Raw genomic sequence first — 16,680 nt, forward strand, 5'->3', positions numbered from 1 at the left:
TTGTGTACGCTGATTGTTATGGCGCTTACTCCCAATCCGGGCGAACCAGAGCTTTCGTTTTCATGTGCGAACAGCGTCCGGTCAGAGGGTCGGGTGTACAATTGACAGCGATAAACAATCGGTTATCTGCCTTGCTGATATGTTTGGCCAGGTGCTGGAAAGAGCAAGTCGCCAGCTCATCGGAATGATTGGGGTCTTTGTAGTAGACGGTATTGCCATCGATGCCTGCTATGACAATTGCATGTGCACTGCCAGTGCGAAACTCAGAAACATTTACCACCCGGTCCCCAGCTTTAGTATCTGCGCCTGAACGATCTATCGTTTTGACGGAAAACTCACCACCTGCATAGCAGGGGCCCCAGTTAGCCAGGCACTCCTCCAGAAGCTCCGGTGTGAATTTATCGCCACTCCAGACATCTGCCTGCACAATCCTGAATGTGCCATCCGGGAAAAAGGATTCAAATATTTTTGCTCTGGACAGGTCGTTATCTTCGTAGCTACGTAACGCCTCAATGGCTGCGATTCTGCGTGGATGCTCAGTGCGATTCCCTTCAAGCAGTTTTTCCAGTGTGTCTATGTGCTGTTGAAGTCTGTGCGTTGAGGCAGCAGATGCGGTTCTCAGCTTTCGTCGCAACTGAGCCAGGGCTTGAGATCGTCCATTGATTTTTCGAAGGGTTTCATGACTTCTTGTCGCTAGCCGATCAATGACAATGTTCTTGTCATTACGATTTCCGCTGGGTTCCAGTTCCCCCATTTGAGTCAAGACGCTTCGCAACTCGTGCATGGTCTTGAAACTCTCATAGTGCTCGCTTGCCGGCTGAATCATGTCATGAAACTTCAACAACGTTTTGGACACGTAATACCAGCATGTCGGCCCTCGTTGTCCCCATTTATTGGGAGAACCTGCGCCTATCCTCGGTATGTTGTACAGAATGGCCATATGGTTTCCTTGCGAGGGTGATTTCTCAATCCTGACCCGCCGCCCCAATCCTCTCTTCCATCTCCGCCACCTTCGCCTCCAGCGCCTCGAGACGAGCACGCGTACGGGCAAGTACGGCCATCTGGCTGTCGAATTCTTCGCGGCTGACCAGATCCAGTTTGCTGAAGCCGCTTTGCAGCAGGGCCTTGAACTGGGTTTCGAATTCGTTGCGGGGCAGTGGGGTTTCGCCGTTGAACAGGCGGGAGGCGTGGCCACTCAGGGCATCGAGGAAAGCTTTGGGCGCGAGCATGATGTTTTTTCCTGTATCAGATGGGCGGCAGTGTAGCACGCAGCATCTATAGTCATTTTCAGTGCATCGGCAATGCACAGTTATTGAGCGCGGGGGCGTGCACGAGTGCACTGTAGTTGTGCGTTGTGTGGTGGACAAAATGGCTCAGGCGGCTGAAAAAGTGCTCAAGGCCCTGTATTTGATGAATATTCACGAGATGGCAAGCTTTCTGCTTAATGGCTTGTGACCCATGCACTGATGCAGTCGCTGTGACGAATGCAGTGCGGCAGGCGGAGCGGGGATGTGTTTCGTCAGAAGCGGTTTTCTGGAGTTGGTCGGGCCTTTAACTGGCCTCCGACGCGTTACAAAGCCAGGCACTGCGCTTAGACTTGAGTCGGGTTTGTTTTCCTGGGGCAAGTCCACCAATTCGGGAGAAAGTTTTCATGAAGCTAGTCACTGCCATCATCAAGCCGTTCAAATTGGACGACGTGCGCGAGTCGCTGTCCGAAATCGGCGTGCAGGGCATCACTGTTACCGAGGTTAAAGGTTTCGGTCGCCAAAAGGGACACACCGAGCTGTATCGCGGTGCTGAATACGTAGTCGACTTCCTTCCAAAAGTGAAGATCGACGTCGCTATCGATGACAAGGATCTGGATCGTGTCATCGAGGCCATCACCAAAGCTGCCAACACCGGCAAGATCGGGGACGGCAAAATTTTTGTTGTGAATCTGGAACAGGCTATACGCATCCGTACCGGCGAAACCGATACCGACGCCATTTAAGCCGCCAAACCCCACGCCCCAGGAGTAAACAATATGACTCTGCGTCAATTCGCAGGGCTAGGAGCCCTGTTGTCCCTCGTAACCCCTGGCCTGGCCATGGCGGCGGACGAAGTGGCAGCCCCCGTTCTCAACTCAGGTGACACCGCCTGGATGCTGACAGCCACCGCGCTGGTGCTGTTCATGACCATCCCCGGTCTTGCCCTGTTCTACGGCGGCATGGTCCGCTCCAAAAACGTTCTTTCCGTGATGATGCAGTGTTTTGCCATTACCGGTCTGATCAGCATCCTGTGGGTCGTCTACGGCTACAGCCTTGCGTTCGACACAACGGGCATGGAAGCTGGCGTCGTCAACTTCAACTCCTTCTTCGGTGGCCTGGGCAAGGCGTTCCTGGCAGGTATCACGCCTTCGAGCATCACCGGTTCTGCGGCCTTGTTCCCTGAAGCGGTGTTCGTCACCTTCCAGATGACTTTCGCCATCATCACTCCGGCCCTGATCGTCGGTGCTTTCGCAGAACGCATGAAGTTCTCCGCGATGCTGATCTTCATGGCCATCTGGTTCACTCTGGTCTACGCGCCAATCGCCCACATGGTCTGGGGCGGCGTCGGTGGCCTGATGTGGGACTGGGGCGTTCTGGACTTCGCAGGCGGCACTGTCGTGCACATCAACGCCGGTGTTGCTGGTCTGGTTGCCTGTCTGGTGCTGGGCAAGCGTAAAGGCTTCCCGACCACCCCGATGGCTCCGCACAACCTGGGTTACACCCTGATCGGTGCAGCCATGCTGTGGATCGGCTGGTTCGGCTTCAACGCCGGTTCCGCTGCTGCTGCAAACGGCACTGCCGGTATGGCCATGCTGGTAACCCAGATCGCTACCGCTGCCGCCGCCCTGGGCTGGATGTTTGCCGAGTGGCTGACTCACGGCAAGCCAAGTGCCCTGGGTATCGCTTCGGGTGTGGTTGCCGGTCTGGTTGCCATTACTCCGGCTGCCGGTACAGCAGGCCCGATGGGTGCCCTGATCATCGGTCTGGCGTCTGGCGTGATCTGCTTCTTCTGTGCAACCAGCCTTAAACGCAAGCTGGGCTACGATGACTCTCTGGATGCATTCGGCGTTCACGGTGTCGGCGGTATCGTCGGCGCGATCCTGACCGGCGTGTTCGCTGCTCCTGCACTGGGCGGTTTCGGTACTGTGACCGACATCGGCGCTCAAGTCTGGATTCAGTTCAAGGGCGTAGCCTTCACCGTCATCTACACCGCAATCGTGACCTACATCATCCTCAAGGTGCTGGACGTGGTCATCGGTCTGCGTGTGACCGACGAAGAAGAGTCTGTGGGTCTGGACCTTGCACAACACAATGAGCGTGGCTACAACTTGTAATCAGCCGTAGCTGCAGAAGAATGCCCGGTATCCCCGGGCATTTTTTTTATCGCGACTTTGTGAACCATCCGCGCATTACAGCTTCCATTGTCTGTGTCGTTAGCGATGATCGCGGCTTATCGGTGCAGCGGCCTTGATGCTGTCACAGAGATGATCGTTAACTTGTGGATCGGCTTGTTTATTGCGCGCTTTGCTTTTTTCTCAGTCGAGTTAGAATGCGCGCCGAACGTGCGGAGAACGGTATGTGGCATCAATCCAGGATTACCCTCCGGGCCAGGCCCCGCGGGTTTCATCTGGTGACGGACGAGATACTTGCAGGTTTGCCTGAACTGCGGGGTTGTCGAGTCGGATTGCTGCATTTGTGGCTGCAACATACCTCGGCTTCGTTGACCGTCAACGAGAATGCCGACCCGGCGGTACGTCGTGATTTCGAACGCTTTTTCAGCCGTCTGGTCCCAGAGGGTACTGCCGGATATGAACATAACGACGAAGGTCCTGACGATTTGCCGGCGCATTTCAAGGCCAGTTTGTTAGGCTGCCAGTTGGTTTTACCGGTAACGGCTGGGCGATTGGCGTTGGGCACCTGGCAAGGTGTTTATCTGGGTGAGCATCGAGAGGCTGGCGGTGCTCGCAATGTCCTTGCAACCCTCCAGGGTGAATGGACATGACCGCTGGTTTCAGCGGTGTTGAATTTTTTCCGACAGCCTTCGATTTTCAGGGCTGCTGGGCTATAACTAATCTGCTTTCGCAAGTCATGAGGTAGAACATGAGCGACGACGACAACGATAACGACGATCTGGTAGACGATCTGGAAGGTGAGGACGACGGCGAGGAGCTTGCTGCTGCTCCTGAAGACGACGCTGCCGACTCTGATGATGGTGCTGAAGTCTCGGCTACTCCTGCCAAGGGCAAGTCCAAGGCTGCAGTTTCGGTCGATGAGCTTCCCAGTGTAGAAGCCAAGAACAAAGAGCGTGATGCTCTGGCCCGTGCGATGGAAGAATTCCTCGCCCGTGGTGGCAAGGTGCAGGAAGTGGAGGCCAATGTGGTCGCCGATCCGCCCAAGAAGCCGGACAACAAATACGGTAGCCGCCCTATCTAAGGGGGCAATGGCCGTATGAGAAAAAGCCCGCTGTCGCTGCGGGCTTTTTCTTGGGCGATGCTTTTTGCAGGAGCGAATTCATTCGCGAATGAGCGGAGCGCCGCTCGATTGCTCCTACAGGCTCCAGCGTTGCAGTACCTCGGGCAACTGGGTCAGGCTGCTGATTTCGGCGTCCGGTCTTTTCTCGGGCTCCCAGACCTTGCCTTGCGGGTTGTACCAGATGGCCCGCAGACCGGCGCGCTGGGCACCTTCGATGTCGTCGCTGGGGTGATCGCCGATATGGACGGCGTTGGCGGCATCGCTATTGCCGCGCTTGAGCGCTTCGAGAAACGGGGCCGGGTCGGGTTTACCGATGCCCAGGTCTTCGGCGCACAGGGCGAAGGCGAAGTAGTCCGCCAGCCCCAGGCGGCGTACATCGGCATTGCCGTTGGTGATGACGCCCAGGGTGAAGGTCTTGGCGAGGATTTCCAGGGTTGGCTGCACTTCCGGGAAGATCTGCACCTGATGCCGGGCATGCAGGAACACTTCAAAACTCTCGTCGGCCAGCTCCTGTGCCAGTGAAGCTTCATACCCCGCGTCCTGCAGGGCATGAAACAGCACCCGGCGTCTCAGGGCACTGATGCGGTGCTTGAGGGTCGGTTCGGCTTCGATCAGGCGTGAACGGATTTCCCACAGGTGTTCGATCGGCAATGGTCCGAGCCGGGGCGCGTGCTCGCCCAGCCAGTTGCGTAGCACCGTTTCGGCACTGGCGATGGCTGGAGCCGTGTCCCAGAGGGTGTCATCAAGATCGAAGGTAATGAGTTTAATCATCGGCAGTTCCTTTGCGTCTGGCACGGGGGTGGGCACTGTCGTACACGCTGGCCAGATGTTGAAAGTCCAGGTGGGTATAGATTTGCGTAGTCTTGATGTCGGCGTGGCCAAGCAGCTCCTGCACGGCGCGCAGATCCTGTGAGGATTCCAGCAGGTGGCTGGCGAAGGAATGGCGCAGCATGTGCGGGTGCAGGTTTTGCCCCAGCTCGCGCTCCCCGGCAGTCTTGACCCGCAGCTGGATTGCCCTTGGCCCCAGTCGTCGGCCTTGCTGGCTGACGAATACCGCATCGTCCTGCGGGTTGGCCAGGGCGCGCAGAGGCAGCCAGGTTTCCAGCGCCTGACGGGCCTTGCTGCCCACCGGAAGCACACGGGTCTTGCTGCCTTTGCCGAGCACCTGAACCAGCCCGTCGCGCAGGTCCAGTTGATCGAGATTCAGGCTGGTAAGCTCTGACAGGCGCAGCCCCGAGGAATACAGCAGTTCCAGGATGGCCTGATCGCGATGAGCCAGAAAATCATCCTCGACTGCGCCGTCCAGCAGTTGCGAAGTGCGGTCGGTGTCGAGGGTCTTGGGCAGTCGCTTTTCGCCTTTGGGCGGTGCCAGGCCATTGGCCGGGTCGTGTTCGCACAGGCCTTCGCGGCACAGGTATTTGTAGAGTCCGCGCACCGCCGACAGCATGCGCGCCAGGCTGCGTGAAGACTGACCTTGCTGATGCTGGCGGGCAATGAAGCTGCGCAGGTGCTGGATATCCAGGTCCGCCCAGCTGGAGATGCTGGATTTCCTGCTGAATTCGAGCACCTTGTTCAGGTCGCGCCGATAGGCTTCCAGCGTATGGGGCGACACCTGACGCTCACTGCGCAGGTGCGTGCAGTAGGCGTCCAGATGCTGTTCCATGCCTAGCGAACCGAGCGTAGCGAGTGAGTGAAGCGTGGCAGCAGGCGGCTCAGAACGTCAGCGATATAACTGAGGAACAGGGTGCCGACCGAGCTTTTATAGTGCTGCGGATCGCGGCTGCCAATGGCAAGTACACCGTGCAGGCCCAGATGATTCAGGGTCACGATGGCGGTGGAACCGACATCCTTGCTTTGTTCTTCGCCGAACAGGAAGGTCAGTTCATGCTCGCGCAATGCGCCGCACACGGTTTTCTCGCCGATCAGGCCGCCAATGGCTTTCTGCGCATCGGCACTGCTGACCCAGCGACCGATGGGCATCGGGTTGTCACTGAACAGCACCAGGCTGACAAAGGGCACCTTGAATTCCTGACGCAGGCTGTCTTCCACCGCAATGATCAGTTCGTCCAGGCTGGTGGCGTCCATCATGGCGAGGTTGAGGCGGCGGGTTTTCTCGAACAGGCGGTCGTTGTCGCGGGCGACATCCATCAACTGCGAAAGCCGATGGCGCATTTCGATATTGCGTTCACGCAGCAGCTTGAGCTGCCGCTCGACCAGCGAGACGGTATCGCCGCGCTGGTGAGGGATGCGCATCGACACCAGCAATTCGTCGTGCTCGGCGAAGAAATCCGGTTGTTTGAGCAGGAAAGCGATAACCGCCTCTGCTTCAAGGTTTGGCACTGCGCTATCGGCAGGCGATTCGCTGGTGGTTTCGGTTGAAGCCGGAGGCTGATCGGTCATCGCATTTGCTCACTCATAAACGAACTTGGCCTTCGTAAACCCGTACTGCCGGGCCTGTCATCATGACAGGATGCCCCGGACCTGCCCACTCGATGGACAGGCGTCCGCCGGGCAGGTCGATCAACAGGGGCGAATCCATCCAGCCCTGGCTGATGGCCGCGACGGCAGCAGCACAGGCACCGGTGCCGCAGGCCTGGGTTTCACCCGCGCCGCGCTCCCAGACGCGCAACTGCGCACGCTGACGATCGATGACGTGAAGAAAGCCGACATTGACCCGTGCCGGGAAGCGCGGGTGATGTTCGATTTTCGGACCCAGCTCATGTACCGGCGCGCCGTTGATGTCGTCCACCCGCAGGACCGCATGGGGGTTGCCCATGGAAACTGCAGCCAGCTCGACGTTCTGGCCGTCGACATCGACGTTGTAGCTCAGTGCCTGAGCGGGTGCCGTGAACGGAATATCCTGTGGAGCCAGGCGTGGCGGGCCCATGTCGACGCTGATCTGCCCGTCGTTGCGGACATCCAGTTCGATAATGCCGCTCTTGGTCTCGACGCGGATCTGGCGCTTGGCCGTGAGGCGCTTGTCCAGCACGAATCGCGCGAAGCAGCGGGCACCGTTGCCACACTGCTCCACTTCGGAGCCGTCGGAGTTGAAGATCCGGTAACGGAAATCCACGTCCGGGTTGCTCGGCGCTTCGACGATCAGCAACTGATCGAAACCGATACCGGTATGCCGGTCGCCCCATTGTTTGGCGTGCTTGGGCAAGATATGCGCGTGCTGACTCACCAGGTCCAGGACCATGAAGTCGTTACCCAGCCCATGCATCTTGGTAAAACGCAGCAGCATGGGTTTACTCCGGCAGCAGGCTTTCGCCAGCGAACAGCTCGGTCACGGTTTCGCGACGACGCACTTCAAAGGCTTGTGAACCATCCACCAGCACTTCGGCGGTACGGCCACGGGTGTTGTAGTTCGAACTCATGACAAAACCATAGGCACCGGCCGAGTGAACAGCCAGCAAATCGCCTTCCGCCAGGGCCAGATCGCGGCCTTTGGCCAGGAAGTCGCCGGTTTCGCAGATCGGGCCGACGATGTCATAGGTGCGTGCCACACCATCACGTGGGCGCACGGCCGTGACATCCATCCAGGCCTGATACAGCGCCGGACGGATCAGGTCGTTCATGGCCGCATCGACGATGGCGAAATCCTTGTGCCCGGTGTGCTTGAGGTATTCGACCTGAGTCAGCAGCACGCCGGCATTGGCCACGATGAAGCGGCCCGGTTCGAACATCAGCCCCAGGTCACGCCCGGCAAGGCGCTCGCGCACGGCCTTGATGTAGTCGGCCGCCAGTGGTGGCTCTTCGTCACGATAACGCACGCCCAGACCGCCGCCCAGATCGATATGACGCAAGTGGATGCCGCAGTCGCCAAGGCGATCCACCAGATCCAGCAGGCGGTCCAGTGCATCGATGAAGGGTTCCAGGGTCGTCAGTTGCGAGCCGATATGGCAGTCGACACCCAGGACTTCCAGGTTCGGCAACTGCGAGGCGCGAACGTAGACGTCTTCGGCGTCCGCAATGGCGATGCCGAACTTGTTTTCCTTGAGGCCGGTGGAAATGTACGGGTGAGTGCCCGCATCCACATCCGGATTGACCCGCAGAGAGATCGGAGCACGAACGTTCAGTTCGGCCGCCACGACCTGCAGGCGCTCGAGTTCGTCGGTGGACTCGACGTTGAAGCAGTGCACCCCGACTTCAAGGGCGCGGCGCATGTCTTCACGGGTCTTGCCGACACCGGAGAACACGATCTTGTCGGCTTTGCCACCGGCTGCCAGCACACGCTCCAGTTCGCCACGGGAAACGATGTCGAAACCGGCACCCAGACGCGCCAGGACATTGAGTACGCCCAGGTTGGAGTTGGCTTTCACGGCGAAGCACACCAGATGCGGCATGCCGCTCAGGGCGTCGGCGTAGGCACGGTATTGCGCTTCGATGTGAGCGCGGGAATAGACATAGGTCGGCGTGCCGAAACGCTCGGCAATGGCAGACAAGGCTACTCCTTCCGCGAACAGCTCACCGTCGCGGTAGTTGAAGGCGTCCATGTAATTCCCTTAAAGATGCTTGTGCGATTGCGATTTGGCTTGTTCGTCGGATGATTTGTTGTCATCGGGCAGGTAGAGCGGGCCTTTCTGGCCGCACGCAGTGACAAGACAAGCGACCGCGACGAGCGCAGCAAGCGAAGAGATCAGGCGCTTCATGGCGAAATCCTTTGTAAAAGCATTAATTGCGCCCGAGTATACCGGCCACCCGGCGGCTTGCCTATGCAGGTTCCCACCCGTCCGGCGGGCCCTTGACGTTATCGTTCGCCATGAACGGCTACAGGGCGCGTCTGGCGGGTATGTTTTGCATTTGCCTTGCGGCGTCCGTATCTTGCGACCCTGTGTCATAAGCAGAAATTTTTTCGAGGTTCCCGTAATGAGTTTGACCAAAGCCCGTTTTCACGATCTGGTGGATGCTACCCAGCAAGCGCTGGAAGACATTTTCGACGAGAGCGATCTGGATCTGGACCTTGAAAACTCTGCTGGCGTACTGACCGTAAAGTTCGAGAACGGCACCCAGCTCATCTTCAGTCGCCAGGAGCCGTTGCGTCAGCTCTGGCTGGCTGCGCGTGGGGGTGGCTTTCATTTTGACTACGACGAAGAAACCAGCCGCTGGGTATGCGACAGCAGCGACGAGTTGCTGAGCGAGATGCTGGTACGCATCACTCAGGAGCAGGCTGGTGTCGAGCTGGATTTCGACGAGATCTGATCGTGACCGACAACACCGCACCCGTCCGGCCACCCAAGCCGCTGTTCAGCAACGTCAGTCCTGCCGTGCCTTCGCCCTGCGTCAGCCTGTGCCGGCTCGACGAGCAGAAAGTCTGCCTGGGCTGTTTTCGTCATGTGGAAGACATTCGCGAATGGCGCTCGGCCGACGATGACCGACGCCGACAGATTTGTCGCAATGCCGACCAGCGCCGGATGCTTGCCGAGGAGAGCCGCATCGCAGGCTAACGCCTTGTCGGGTTGTGTATTTATTGGCTGATGTTAATGTCAGAACCTGCTTCTCTAGATAGAGAGGCCTGTCAAAACCCCGCCGGATCGGCGGGGTTTTGCTTTTGTTGCGCAGAAGAAAGGAGACTGCCCGAATCATGAACACCGCACCTTCCATTATCCTCACCCGGCTCGATGTCCAGCGTCTTGAGCGCCTCATCGATAGCCAGACGCAGTCCAGCCCTGGCATCGAGGCCCTGCAGGCCGAACTGGACCGTGCCGAACAGATCGTCGGTCACGATGAAGTGCCTGCCGGGCTGGTAACCATGAATTCGCGTGTGCATTGTCGTGAGGAGGGCAGTGGCAAGGATTATCACCTCAAACTGGTCTACCCGCAGGACGCGGGTGCCGAAGGCACGGTTTCGGTCCTGGCCCCGGTAGGCTCGGCCCTGCTGGGCCTGCAGGTCGGCCAACACATCGACTGGCCAGCCCCTGGCGGCAAGACCCTCAAGCTCACCCTGCTGGCGGTGGAATCTCAGCCGGAGGCGGAGGGAGGTAAGTTTTAAGTTACAAGCTGTAAGCGGCAAGCTTTTGACTTGTAGCTTGTAGCTACTGCCTTTCCATCTCCTCGTTCAGGGCCTTTTCCAGCTCTGCCTTGTGCCGCAGGAACAGGATGCTTTGCCCGTGTCCATCATCGAGCAGGCCTGAGAGGTCTAGGTCGGTGATGTAGCAGCGGTAGCGTTGCGGTTCCTGACGGCGTTCGAGGATCTGTTGGGCAACCACGGCAAACAGTTGGTCGCCATGCTCCAGTTCCGAGAACTCGCTGTTGTCGCAATACAGCGTGACGTTCAACTGGCCCGGCGAGGTTTCTTCGATAATCGCCTGTACGTCGTAGTACGGCTTGTCCGCAGCGGTCGGTGCGGGGCGGGTTTCGATGCGTCGGGCGCGGCCTGCGCCTGATGGCAATACCTGGTAATACAGCATGTCCAGCAAGACGGGTTCTGCCGGGTTATCCAGTGGCAGGGATGCGCCGCGTCGATAAACCAGTGAATGGAAGAAACGCTGCAGAGGCAACAGCAGGCTCTGTTCGTCGTGATAGGGCAAGCGCTGATGCCAGAGCGCATTGTGTTCGTCGAGCACATACAGGTCGGCGTCCGGCTCGTTGACCCGATAGAACACTTGGATACATTCCGGCTGCCCATAGGGCAGGATCAGCGCCAGATCGTGATCGTCCAGGGCTTGCGGGTCCAGATGCAGCGGGCTGTAGAGCGGCGATTCCTCGCCCAGATAATTGAACAGCCCCGCCAGACTGTTGACCACCACATGACCCACTTGGCCGGGAGTCATCTTCAGCACGTGATACTGCTGCTGCACCTGGATCAGGTAGCGATGGTTCAGGCCTCTGGCGAGCAGCAACTGGGCGGTATTGATCAGTTCTTCGACCCGCTGCGCGATGGCTGGAGCGCGGTTGTGGCAGAAACAGCGTACACGTATACGCGGCTGATTATCGCCCTCGGGCAGATTGCTCAGCAGTTCGCTCATGCAGTCGAGCAGCGCATGAGGCCCGTCGTAGCGGCTGACCAGCGTTTCGTTCCAACTGTTGAGAGTGATCTGATCCAGCGTCAGCACCAGGTTTTCCCGCACGCCTGCATAGCTGAGCGAGTCGGTGCGCTCGGTCGTCATCAGGATATTCAGATCGCGATGGTGCCTGAGCGGATCGACGCCCACGTTCACCAGCAGCAATATTTCATTGGGCACGCTGGGTTTGAGCAGGTATTCGTCGCTGACTTCGCTCAGTGGCAGCGGGATCGTCTGTTGCAGGGCTCCCAGCAGATTGAACAGCTCGAACTCGCTCAGATCGCTGGAGCCCGGATGCAAGGCCAGTCGGGTGCTGGTGTCGATCACGCCATTGCGATGGCACCAGGTCAGCAGTTCTAGCAGCTCCCGGCTGCGCTTGATGGGCGAGAAGTTCTGCCATTCCTGAACGCCCAGGTTGCCGTTATACAAGGCCCACTGGTTTTTCCCCGGCTCGCGTTTGTTGGGCGAATGCACCAGTGTCAGCGTGTCTTCAGCCAGGTCGGGTGCGATGCCCGGGTTGATGAACTCGACCTTGCCGGCCTTGCGTTCGAAGGCGGCATACAGGCGTCGGCCCAGCACGCTGACATCGCGGGCCGTGATGGCGTTGGGTGCGTTTTGCGTGCGGGCGAACTGCACCAGGAAGCGATAGCTGTAATTCAGCTCGTTGACCAGCGAGCGGCGTTCATGGGCCACCTGCCGGACTTTCCACTGGCTGCGACTGTCCAGCAGCGCCAGTTGTCGTTCATCCCAGCCCCATTCCCGGGTCAGGCGCTCCAGCAACAGGCGCTGCCAGCTATTGCTGCGTTGGCGAGCCGGGCCGGTAAGCTTTTTGTTGACCTTCAGATACAGGCTGCGACGTACCAGCTCCAGCCGCTCCGATTCGCCGCGGGCCTGCAGATGCTCTTCGATCCGCTGGTACACGACCATGTAAGGGTCAAGTTCGTCCAGGTCCAGTCTGTTGGCGAATACGGCCTGCTTGAAGCGCAGGCTCAAGCACTGAACGCGTGGGTGCTCGCTGGAGTAGACCTCGATCAGCAACAGCTTGAGGACGGACTTGTAAGGCGATTCGATGCCTTTGAACAGTTGCCAGAGCCCCGCGCCGATGAATTCGCCGGGCGGAATGTGGGTCATGGGGCCAAGGTCGAGCACTTCGTCGGCGCGAATGAAACGTTTGGACAGCAACGTGTGGGTGTATTCGGCGTAGCGTTCTTCTTCATAGACCGGCACCAGCCACCACATGGGCGTACGACCGGCGAGCCAGATGGCGGTGCGGTAGAACTCATCCAGCAGCAGATAGTGCTGGCTTGTGCCGCAATCATCGGAACTGAGCTGGGTGTCGCGATCTCCGGCCCGGAAACGTTGCGCGTCGATCAGAAAGAAATGCGCTTCTGCCCCCATGGACTCGGCCCAGGTTTCCAGCGCCTGACACTTCCTGCGCAGCTCGGCGATGGCTTCCGGGGCCAGATCCGAGTCGTGGCAGACCCAGACGTCCATATCGCTCTGCTCGGCCTGGGCCAGGGTTCCGAGGCTGCCCATCAGGAACAGGCCGTGGATGGGCTGTGGTGGATTGCCGTGGCGGGCCTTGTAGGAAAAGGAGCGGGTCAGCCGCTGTGCTTCTGCCAGCGCCAGGGCATCGGGCTCGTAATGAGAGACGCCTGCGGGTGTGCTGCCGGAAACATAGCCGGGCAGCAGTGGATGATTGACATGAAAGCATAGTGGCAGCAGCGTCAGCACGCTCTGCTGGCGCGTCGAAAGCCCTTCCATGGCACGGGCATACCGCCCGTCATTGAGAGTCAGGAAGCGGTTACGTAGCTGGCTGAGCACCTTGCGGTCGATGCCCTCATCCAGGTCGGGACGAATTTCAGGATTACGCGTCATCGCAACTCAAGCATCTGGCCTGCGCAGGCGTTGAAGTGGTTAGCAGATGGCGAAGAAGACTACAGCCCAAGAGGATACATGCACGGTAGGGTTATTATTCTGACGCCGGTTTTCTATCGGCTTACATTCCCATAAATGGAGGGCCTGCTGCACCTTTTTGTTTGCGCGACAGGCCCGGCGGCTTTTCAGGCGGCCTCTTCGGAGACGTTCAGGATGGTCAGCAGCGATTGGGCATGCTCGGCAGCTTCAAGCCCGAGACTGGTCAGATAGCCACCATCGACTTGGGTGGTCAGTCCTTTTTCAAAGAGTCTTTTGGCAGCCGCAATGGCTGTCGGGGCGGCCACATGGTGGACTTTGAGGCCTTCCTGGGTATTACCCAGATTGAACAGTGCAAGGATTTCCAGTTCGGCAACCAGCTCAGGGGTATACGACATAAGGACTCCAGACTTTTTTAGTTGGCTGGATCGTGAGGGTTACAGAATCGACAAGGCTGTTTGACACGTCGGTTCTGTACGACCGTTTACGCCAGCTTGCAGGAAAGCCCCACGGGTTGAGTGGCAGAGGGGCTTTTGCAGTGTAGCCAGTGCCTGAAGTCTTTGCAGCATATCTCTTGCCGGAATATCGGAAGTCAGGCTTCGGGTGGCAGTTCCGGCAGGGCGCGCAGAGCGGTTTCGTACCACTGGGTATTGAATGGCCGATCTTCTTCGAGCATGGCATCAATCTCGATTGCCAGCACATGAGCCATCAATTCGAGGATGTCTTCACGCTCATAGCCAACCAGCGTCAGCTTGTTGTAGGTGGCCTTGGCAGCTGGCGGATTATCCGCCTCGATCTGGTTTTCAATCGCTTCGATCAGGGTCGATGCGGTGAACTCTTCTTCATCGTTATCGATTGTGTCGGTCATGGTAAATCCTCAGTGAAGAGGGGCAGTTTAACTGGATTCTTTTACCGTGTCGGCTTCGGTGGGGCCTGTCTGTCAGAGCGGTCTTTAAGTTATGTAAGGGGTGCTTAACCCACTGACATTTCTGGACAAATATATAAAGTACCGGCACACAAAACTTAATGGTCATGGAGGCCGACGTGCTGAAGCTTTATGGTTTTGCCGCAAGCAATTATTTCAATATGGTCAAGCTGGCGCTGCTGGAGAAGCAACTGCCCTTTGAAGTGATTGCGCTGCATGGATGCCAGAATCCCGAGGTACTGGCGATCAGTGCACGAGGCAAGGTGCCGATACTGGAAACCGACCAGGGTTTCATCAGTGAGACGGATGTCATCCTGCGTTACATCGAGGAAACCCAGCCCGGTCGCGCACTGCTTCCCGAGGACCCATTCTCCCGCGCTCAGGTCTGGACCGTCGCCAAGGAAATCGAACTGTATATCGAGTTGCCGGCGCGGCTGTGTTACGTCGAGGTATTCTTCGGCGGGCGGCCCACTCCCGAGGACCTCAAGGCCAAGGCTCGCCGGGACTTGCTCAAGGGGTTTCAGGCCCTGGCCCAGCGTGCCCGTTTTGCTCCCTATGTGGCGGGCAGGCACTTCACTCTGGCGGATCTGTATTTTCTTTACAGCGTCGATCTTGCCCATCAGGTCGCAGAGAAACTGTTTGGTCTGGATCTGTTGAGGGATATGCCGGGCGCGCGGGCTCTGCTTGAGCGTCTGGCGCTCAATCCGAATGTGCAACGGGTAGCGGACGACAGGGAAGCCGAGCTGCCAGCATTCCTGGCGCGTGTGCAGGCGGTAGGGCGCAAGGCTGGCTGAACGTGTGGGGAGCGGATGAGTCCGCTCCCACACAATTTGTACCCTCAGCGTTAACGGCTGGCCAACAGCGCCTGACCGCGAACGACAGCTGCCCGGACTTGCTCCGGAGCTGTGCCACCAATGTGGTTACGGGCATTGACCGAGCCTTCCAGGGTCAGCACGGCAAATACGTCCTGCTCGATCTGATCGCTGAATTTACGCAGCTCTTCCAGGCTCATTTCTGCCAGATCCTTGCCGGTTTCCACACCGTACTTCACGGCATGACCGACGATTTCGTGGCAGTCACGGAATGGCAGGCCGCGGCGCACCAGATAGTCCGCCAGGTCGGTGGCAGTGGAGAAGCCGCGCAGCGCCGCTTCACGCATGATGGCGTGTTTCGGCTTGATGGCCGGGATCATGTCGGCAAAGGCGCGCAACGAGTCGCGCAAGGTGTCGGCTGCGTCGAACAGCGGCTCCTTGTCTTCCTGGTTGTCCTTGTTGTAGGCCAGCGGCTGGCCCTTCATCAGGGTCAGCAGGCCCATCAGTGCACCAAACACGCGGCCGCTCTTGCCGCGAACCAGTTCCGGCACGTCCGGGTTCTTCTTCTGCGGCATGATCGAACTGCCCGTGCAGAAGCGGTCCGGCAAGTCGATGAACTGGAACTGGGCGCTGGTCCAGAGCACCAGCTCTTCGGAAAAGCGCGACAGATGCATCATCGCAACCGAAGCGGCCGAGCAGAATTCGATGGCGAAGTCGCGATCCGAGACGCCGTCCAGCGAGTTGCCGCCTACGGCTTCGAAACCCAGCAGCTTGCAGGTCAGTTCGCGGTCGATCGGGTAGGTGGTGCCTGCCAGCGCGGCGCTGCCCAGTGGCATGCGGTTCAGGCGCTTGCGGCAGTCGACCAGACGTTCGTAGTCGCGGCTGAGCATTTCGAACCAGGCCAGCATGTGATGGCCGAACGTCACTGGCTGGGCGGTCTGCAGGTGAGTGAAGCCCGGCATGATGGTTTCGGCTTCACGCTCGGCCTGTTCCAGCAGTCCTTTTTGCAGGCGTGTGATTTCGCCAAGGATCAGGTCGATTTCGTCACGCAGCCACAGGCGGATATCGGTGGCGACCTGATCGTTGCGGCTGCGACCGGTGTGCAGCTTCTTGCCGGTGATGCCGATGCGGTCGGTCAGACGCGCCTCGATGTTCATGTGCACGTCTTCCAGATCGACGCGCCATTCGAAACTGCCGGCTTCGATCTCGCTCTGGATGGTTTTCAGGCCATCTATGATGGTGTCGCGCTCGGCTTCGGTCAGGACGCCGACCTGAGCCAGCATCGTGGCGTGGGCGATAGAACCCATGATGTCGTGACGATACAGGCGTTGGTCGAAGGTGACGGAGGCCGTGAAGCGCGCGACGAAGGCGTCGACGGGCTCACTGAAACGGCCGCCCCAGGACTGGTTGGTCTTGTCGGTGCTCATGGATTCGCTCGTTGCTCTGCTGAAAGTGGCGTGCCCGGTTCGTGGCACAAGGGCGCTGACGATGATAACAGGTTGTTGCTTTTTTATTCTCGGATGGCT

20 protein-coding genes are annotated in these 16,680 nt (G+C 58.7%); 8 read left to right on the top strand and 12 right to left on the bottom strand.

Going from position 1 to position 16,680, the window contains the following annotated elements; genetic code table 11:
* Positions 1 to 25: 25 nt before the first annotated feature.
* Together JSY17_RS12375 and JSY17_RS12380 are read right to left on the bottom strand one after the other, a co-directional pair.
* Positions 26 to 940 carry a papain-like cysteine protease family protein gene (locus JSY17_RS12375; RefSeq protein WP_117180480.1) on the bottom strand — a complete coding sequence of 305 codons (915 nt, stop codon included), beginning with the start codon at positions 938 to 940 and terminating at the stop codon, positions 26 to 28.
* A 25-nt stretch (positions 941 to 965) separates the two neighbouring features.
* On the bottom strand, positions 966 to 1,229 hold the full coding sequence (locus tag JSY17_RS12380) for an accessory factor UbiK family protein (RefSeq protein WP_117180479.1): 264 nt from the start codon (positions 1,227 to 1,229) through the stop codon (positions 966 to 968).
* Between the two features lie 422 nt (positions 1,230 to 1,651).
* Between JSY17_RS12380 and glnK the strand changes: the two genes are divergently transcribed.
* From glnK to sutA, 4 genes are all read left to right on the top strand, one after another.
* Positions 1,652 to 1,990: a P-II family nitrogen regulator gene (gene glnK, locus JSY17_RS12385; RefSeq protein WP_002555808.1), complete on the top strand. Its 339-nt coding sequence runs from the start codon at positions 1,652 to 1,654 to the stop codon at positions 1,988 to 1,990.
* Positions 1,991 to 2,023: 33 nt separating this feature from the next.
* Complete coding sequence (locus JSY17_RS12390; RefSeq protein ID WP_117163750.1) at positions 2,024 to 3,361, top strand: ammonium transporter; 1,338 nt, start codon at positions 2,024 to 2,026, stop codon at positions 3,359 to 3,361.
* Positions 3,362 to 3,603: 242 nt separating this feature from the next.
* On the top strand, positions 3,604 to 4,029 hold the full coding sequence (locus JSY17_RS12395; RefSeq protein WP_117163958.1) for a secondary thiamine-phosphate synthase enzyme YjbQ: 426 nt from the start codon (positions 3,604 to 3,606) through the stop codon (positions 4,027 to 4,029).
* A 98-nt stretch (positions 4,030 to 4,127) separates the two neighbouring features.
* Positions 4,128 to 4,460, top strand: coding sequence for a transcriptional regulator SutA (gene sutA, locus JSY17_RS12400; protein ID WP_117163749.1), 333 nt, complete (start codon positions 4,128 to 4,130; stop codon positions 4,458 to 4,460).
* Positions 4,461 to 4,574: 114 nt separating this feature from the next.
* Here sutA and JSY17_RS12405 read toward each other — a convergent pair whose 3' ends face one another.
* Genes JSY17_RS12405 through lptM form a run of 6 tightly spaced genes read right to left on the bottom strand, consistent with a single transcriptional unit; the run spans position 4,575 to position 9,151 of the window.
* A complete protein-coding gene (locus JSY17_RS12405) occupies positions 4,575 to 5,270 on the bottom strand; it encodes an HAD family hydrolase (RefSeq protein WP_206401829.1) in 696 nt (231 codons plus the stop codon).
* Positions 5,263 to 6,162 carry a tyrosine recombinase XerC gene (gene xerC, locus JSY17_RS12410; protein WP_117180477.1) on the bottom strand — a complete coding sequence of 300 codons (900 nt, stop codon included), beginning with the start codon at positions 6,160 to 6,162 and terminating at the stop codon, positions 5,263 to 5,265. Before xerC ends, JSY17_RS12405 begins: the two co-directional genes overlap by 8 nt.
* A 2-nt stretch (positions 6,163 to 6,164) precedes the next feature.
* Positions 6,165 to 6,899, bottom strand: a complete 735-nt coding sequence (locus tag JSY17_RS12415) for a DUF484 family protein (RefSeq protein ID WP_117163746.1) — start codon at positions 6,897 to 6,899, stop codon at positions 6,165 to 6,167.
* 13 nt (positions 6,900 to 6,912) lie between these two features.
* Complete coding sequence (gene dapF, locus JSY17_RS12420; protein ID WP_117163745.1) at positions 6,913 to 7,743, bottom strand: diaminopimelate epimerase; 831 nt, start codon at positions 7,741 to 7,743, stop codon at positions 6,913 to 6,915.
* Positions 7,744 to 7,747: 4 nt separating this feature from the next.
* Positions 7,748 to 8,995, bottom strand: coding sequence for a diaminopimelate decarboxylase (gene lysA / locus JSY17_RS12425; protein WP_206401830.1), 1,248 nt, complete (start codon positions 8,993 to 8,995; stop codon positions 7,748 to 7,750).
* Between the two features lie 9 nt (positions 8,996 to 9,004).
* Positions 9,005 to 9,151, bottom strand: a complete 147-nt coding sequence (lptM, locus tag JSY17_RS12430; RefSeq protein WP_117163743.1) for an LPS translocon maturation chaperone LptM — start codon at positions 9,149 to 9,151, stop codon at positions 9,005 to 9,007.
* Between the two features lie 217 nt (positions 9,152 to 9,368).
* Between lptM and cyaY the strand changes: the two genes are divergently transcribed.
* From cyaY to rnk, 3 genes are all read left to right on the top strand, one after another.
* On the top strand, positions 9,369 to 9,701 hold the full coding sequence (cyaY, locus tag JSY17_RS12435) for an iron donor protein CyaY (RefSeq protein ID WP_206401831.1): 333 nt from the start codon (positions 9,369 to 9,371) through the stop codon (positions 9,699 to 9,701).
* Positions 9,701 to 9,946 (top strand): DUF1289 domain-containing protein, encoded by a 246-nt coding sequence (locus JSY17_RS12440; protein ID WP_200998077.1) that lies wholly within the window; start codon positions 9,701 to 9,703, stop codon positions 9,944 to 9,946. Before cyaY ends, JSY17_RS12440 begins: the two co-directional genes overlap by 1 nt.
* A 137-nt stretch (positions 9,947 to 10,083) precedes the next feature.
* Complete coding sequence (gene rnk / locus JSY17_RS12445) at positions 10,084 to 10,491, top strand: nucleoside diphosphate kinase regulator (RefSeq protein ID WP_122372026.1); 408 nt, start codon at positions 10,084 to 10,086, stop codon at positions 10,489 to 10,491.
* A gap of 43 nt (positions 10,492 to 10,534) precedes the next feature.
* On the opposite strand, the gene JSY17_RS12450 is transcribed toward rnk, so the two are convergent.
* The 3 genes from JSY17_RS12450 to JSY17_RS12460 form a co-directional block, all read right to left on the bottom strand.
* Positions 10,535 to 13,381 (bottom strand): class I adenylate cyclase, encoded by a 2,847-nt coding sequence (locus JSY17_RS12450; protein ID WP_206401832.1) that lies wholly within the window; start codon positions 13,379 to 13,381, stop codon positions 10,535 to 10,537.
* 185 nt (positions 13,382 to 13,566) lie between these two features.
* Positions 13,567 to 13,815: a TIGR02647 family protein gene (locus tag JSY17_RS12455; RefSeq protein ID WP_025257964.1), complete on the bottom strand. Its 249-nt coding sequence runs from the start codon at positions 13,813 to 13,815 to the stop codon at positions 13,567 to 13,569.
* 194 nt (positions 13,816 to 14,009) lie between these two features.
* Entirely contained in the window at positions 14,010 to 14,285 is a 276-nt protein-coding gene (locus tag JSY17_RS12460; protein ID WP_117163738.1) for a hypothetical protein, read from the bottom strand.
* A gap of 176 nt (positions 14,286 to 14,461) precedes the next feature.
* On the opposite strand from JSY17_RS12460, the gene JSY17_RS12465 reads away from it, so the two are divergent.
* A complete protein-coding gene (locus JSY17_RS12465) occupies positions 14,462 to 15,136 on the top strand; it encodes a glutathione S-transferase family protein (protein WP_117180669.1) in 675 nt (224 codons plus the stop codon).
* A gap of 50 nt (positions 15,137 to 15,186) precedes the next feature.
* Here JSY17_RS12465 and argH read toward each other — a convergent pair whose 3' ends face one another.
* Positions 15,187 to 16,581 (bottom strand): argininosuccinate lyase, encoded by a 1,395-nt coding sequence (gene argH, locus JSY17_RS12470; RefSeq protein ID WP_117180473.1) that lies wholly within the window; start codon positions 16,579 to 16,581, stop codon positions 15,187 to 15,189.
* Between the last annotated feature and the right edge of the window lie 99 nt (positions 16,582 to 16,680).

Origin of the sequence: Pseudomonas capsici (assembly GCF_017165765.1) — a bacterium.
GTDB classification, from domain to species: domain Bacteria; phylum Pseudomonadota; class Gammaproteobacteria; order Pseudomonadales; family Pseudomonadaceae; genus Aquipseudomonas; species Aquipseudomonas capsici.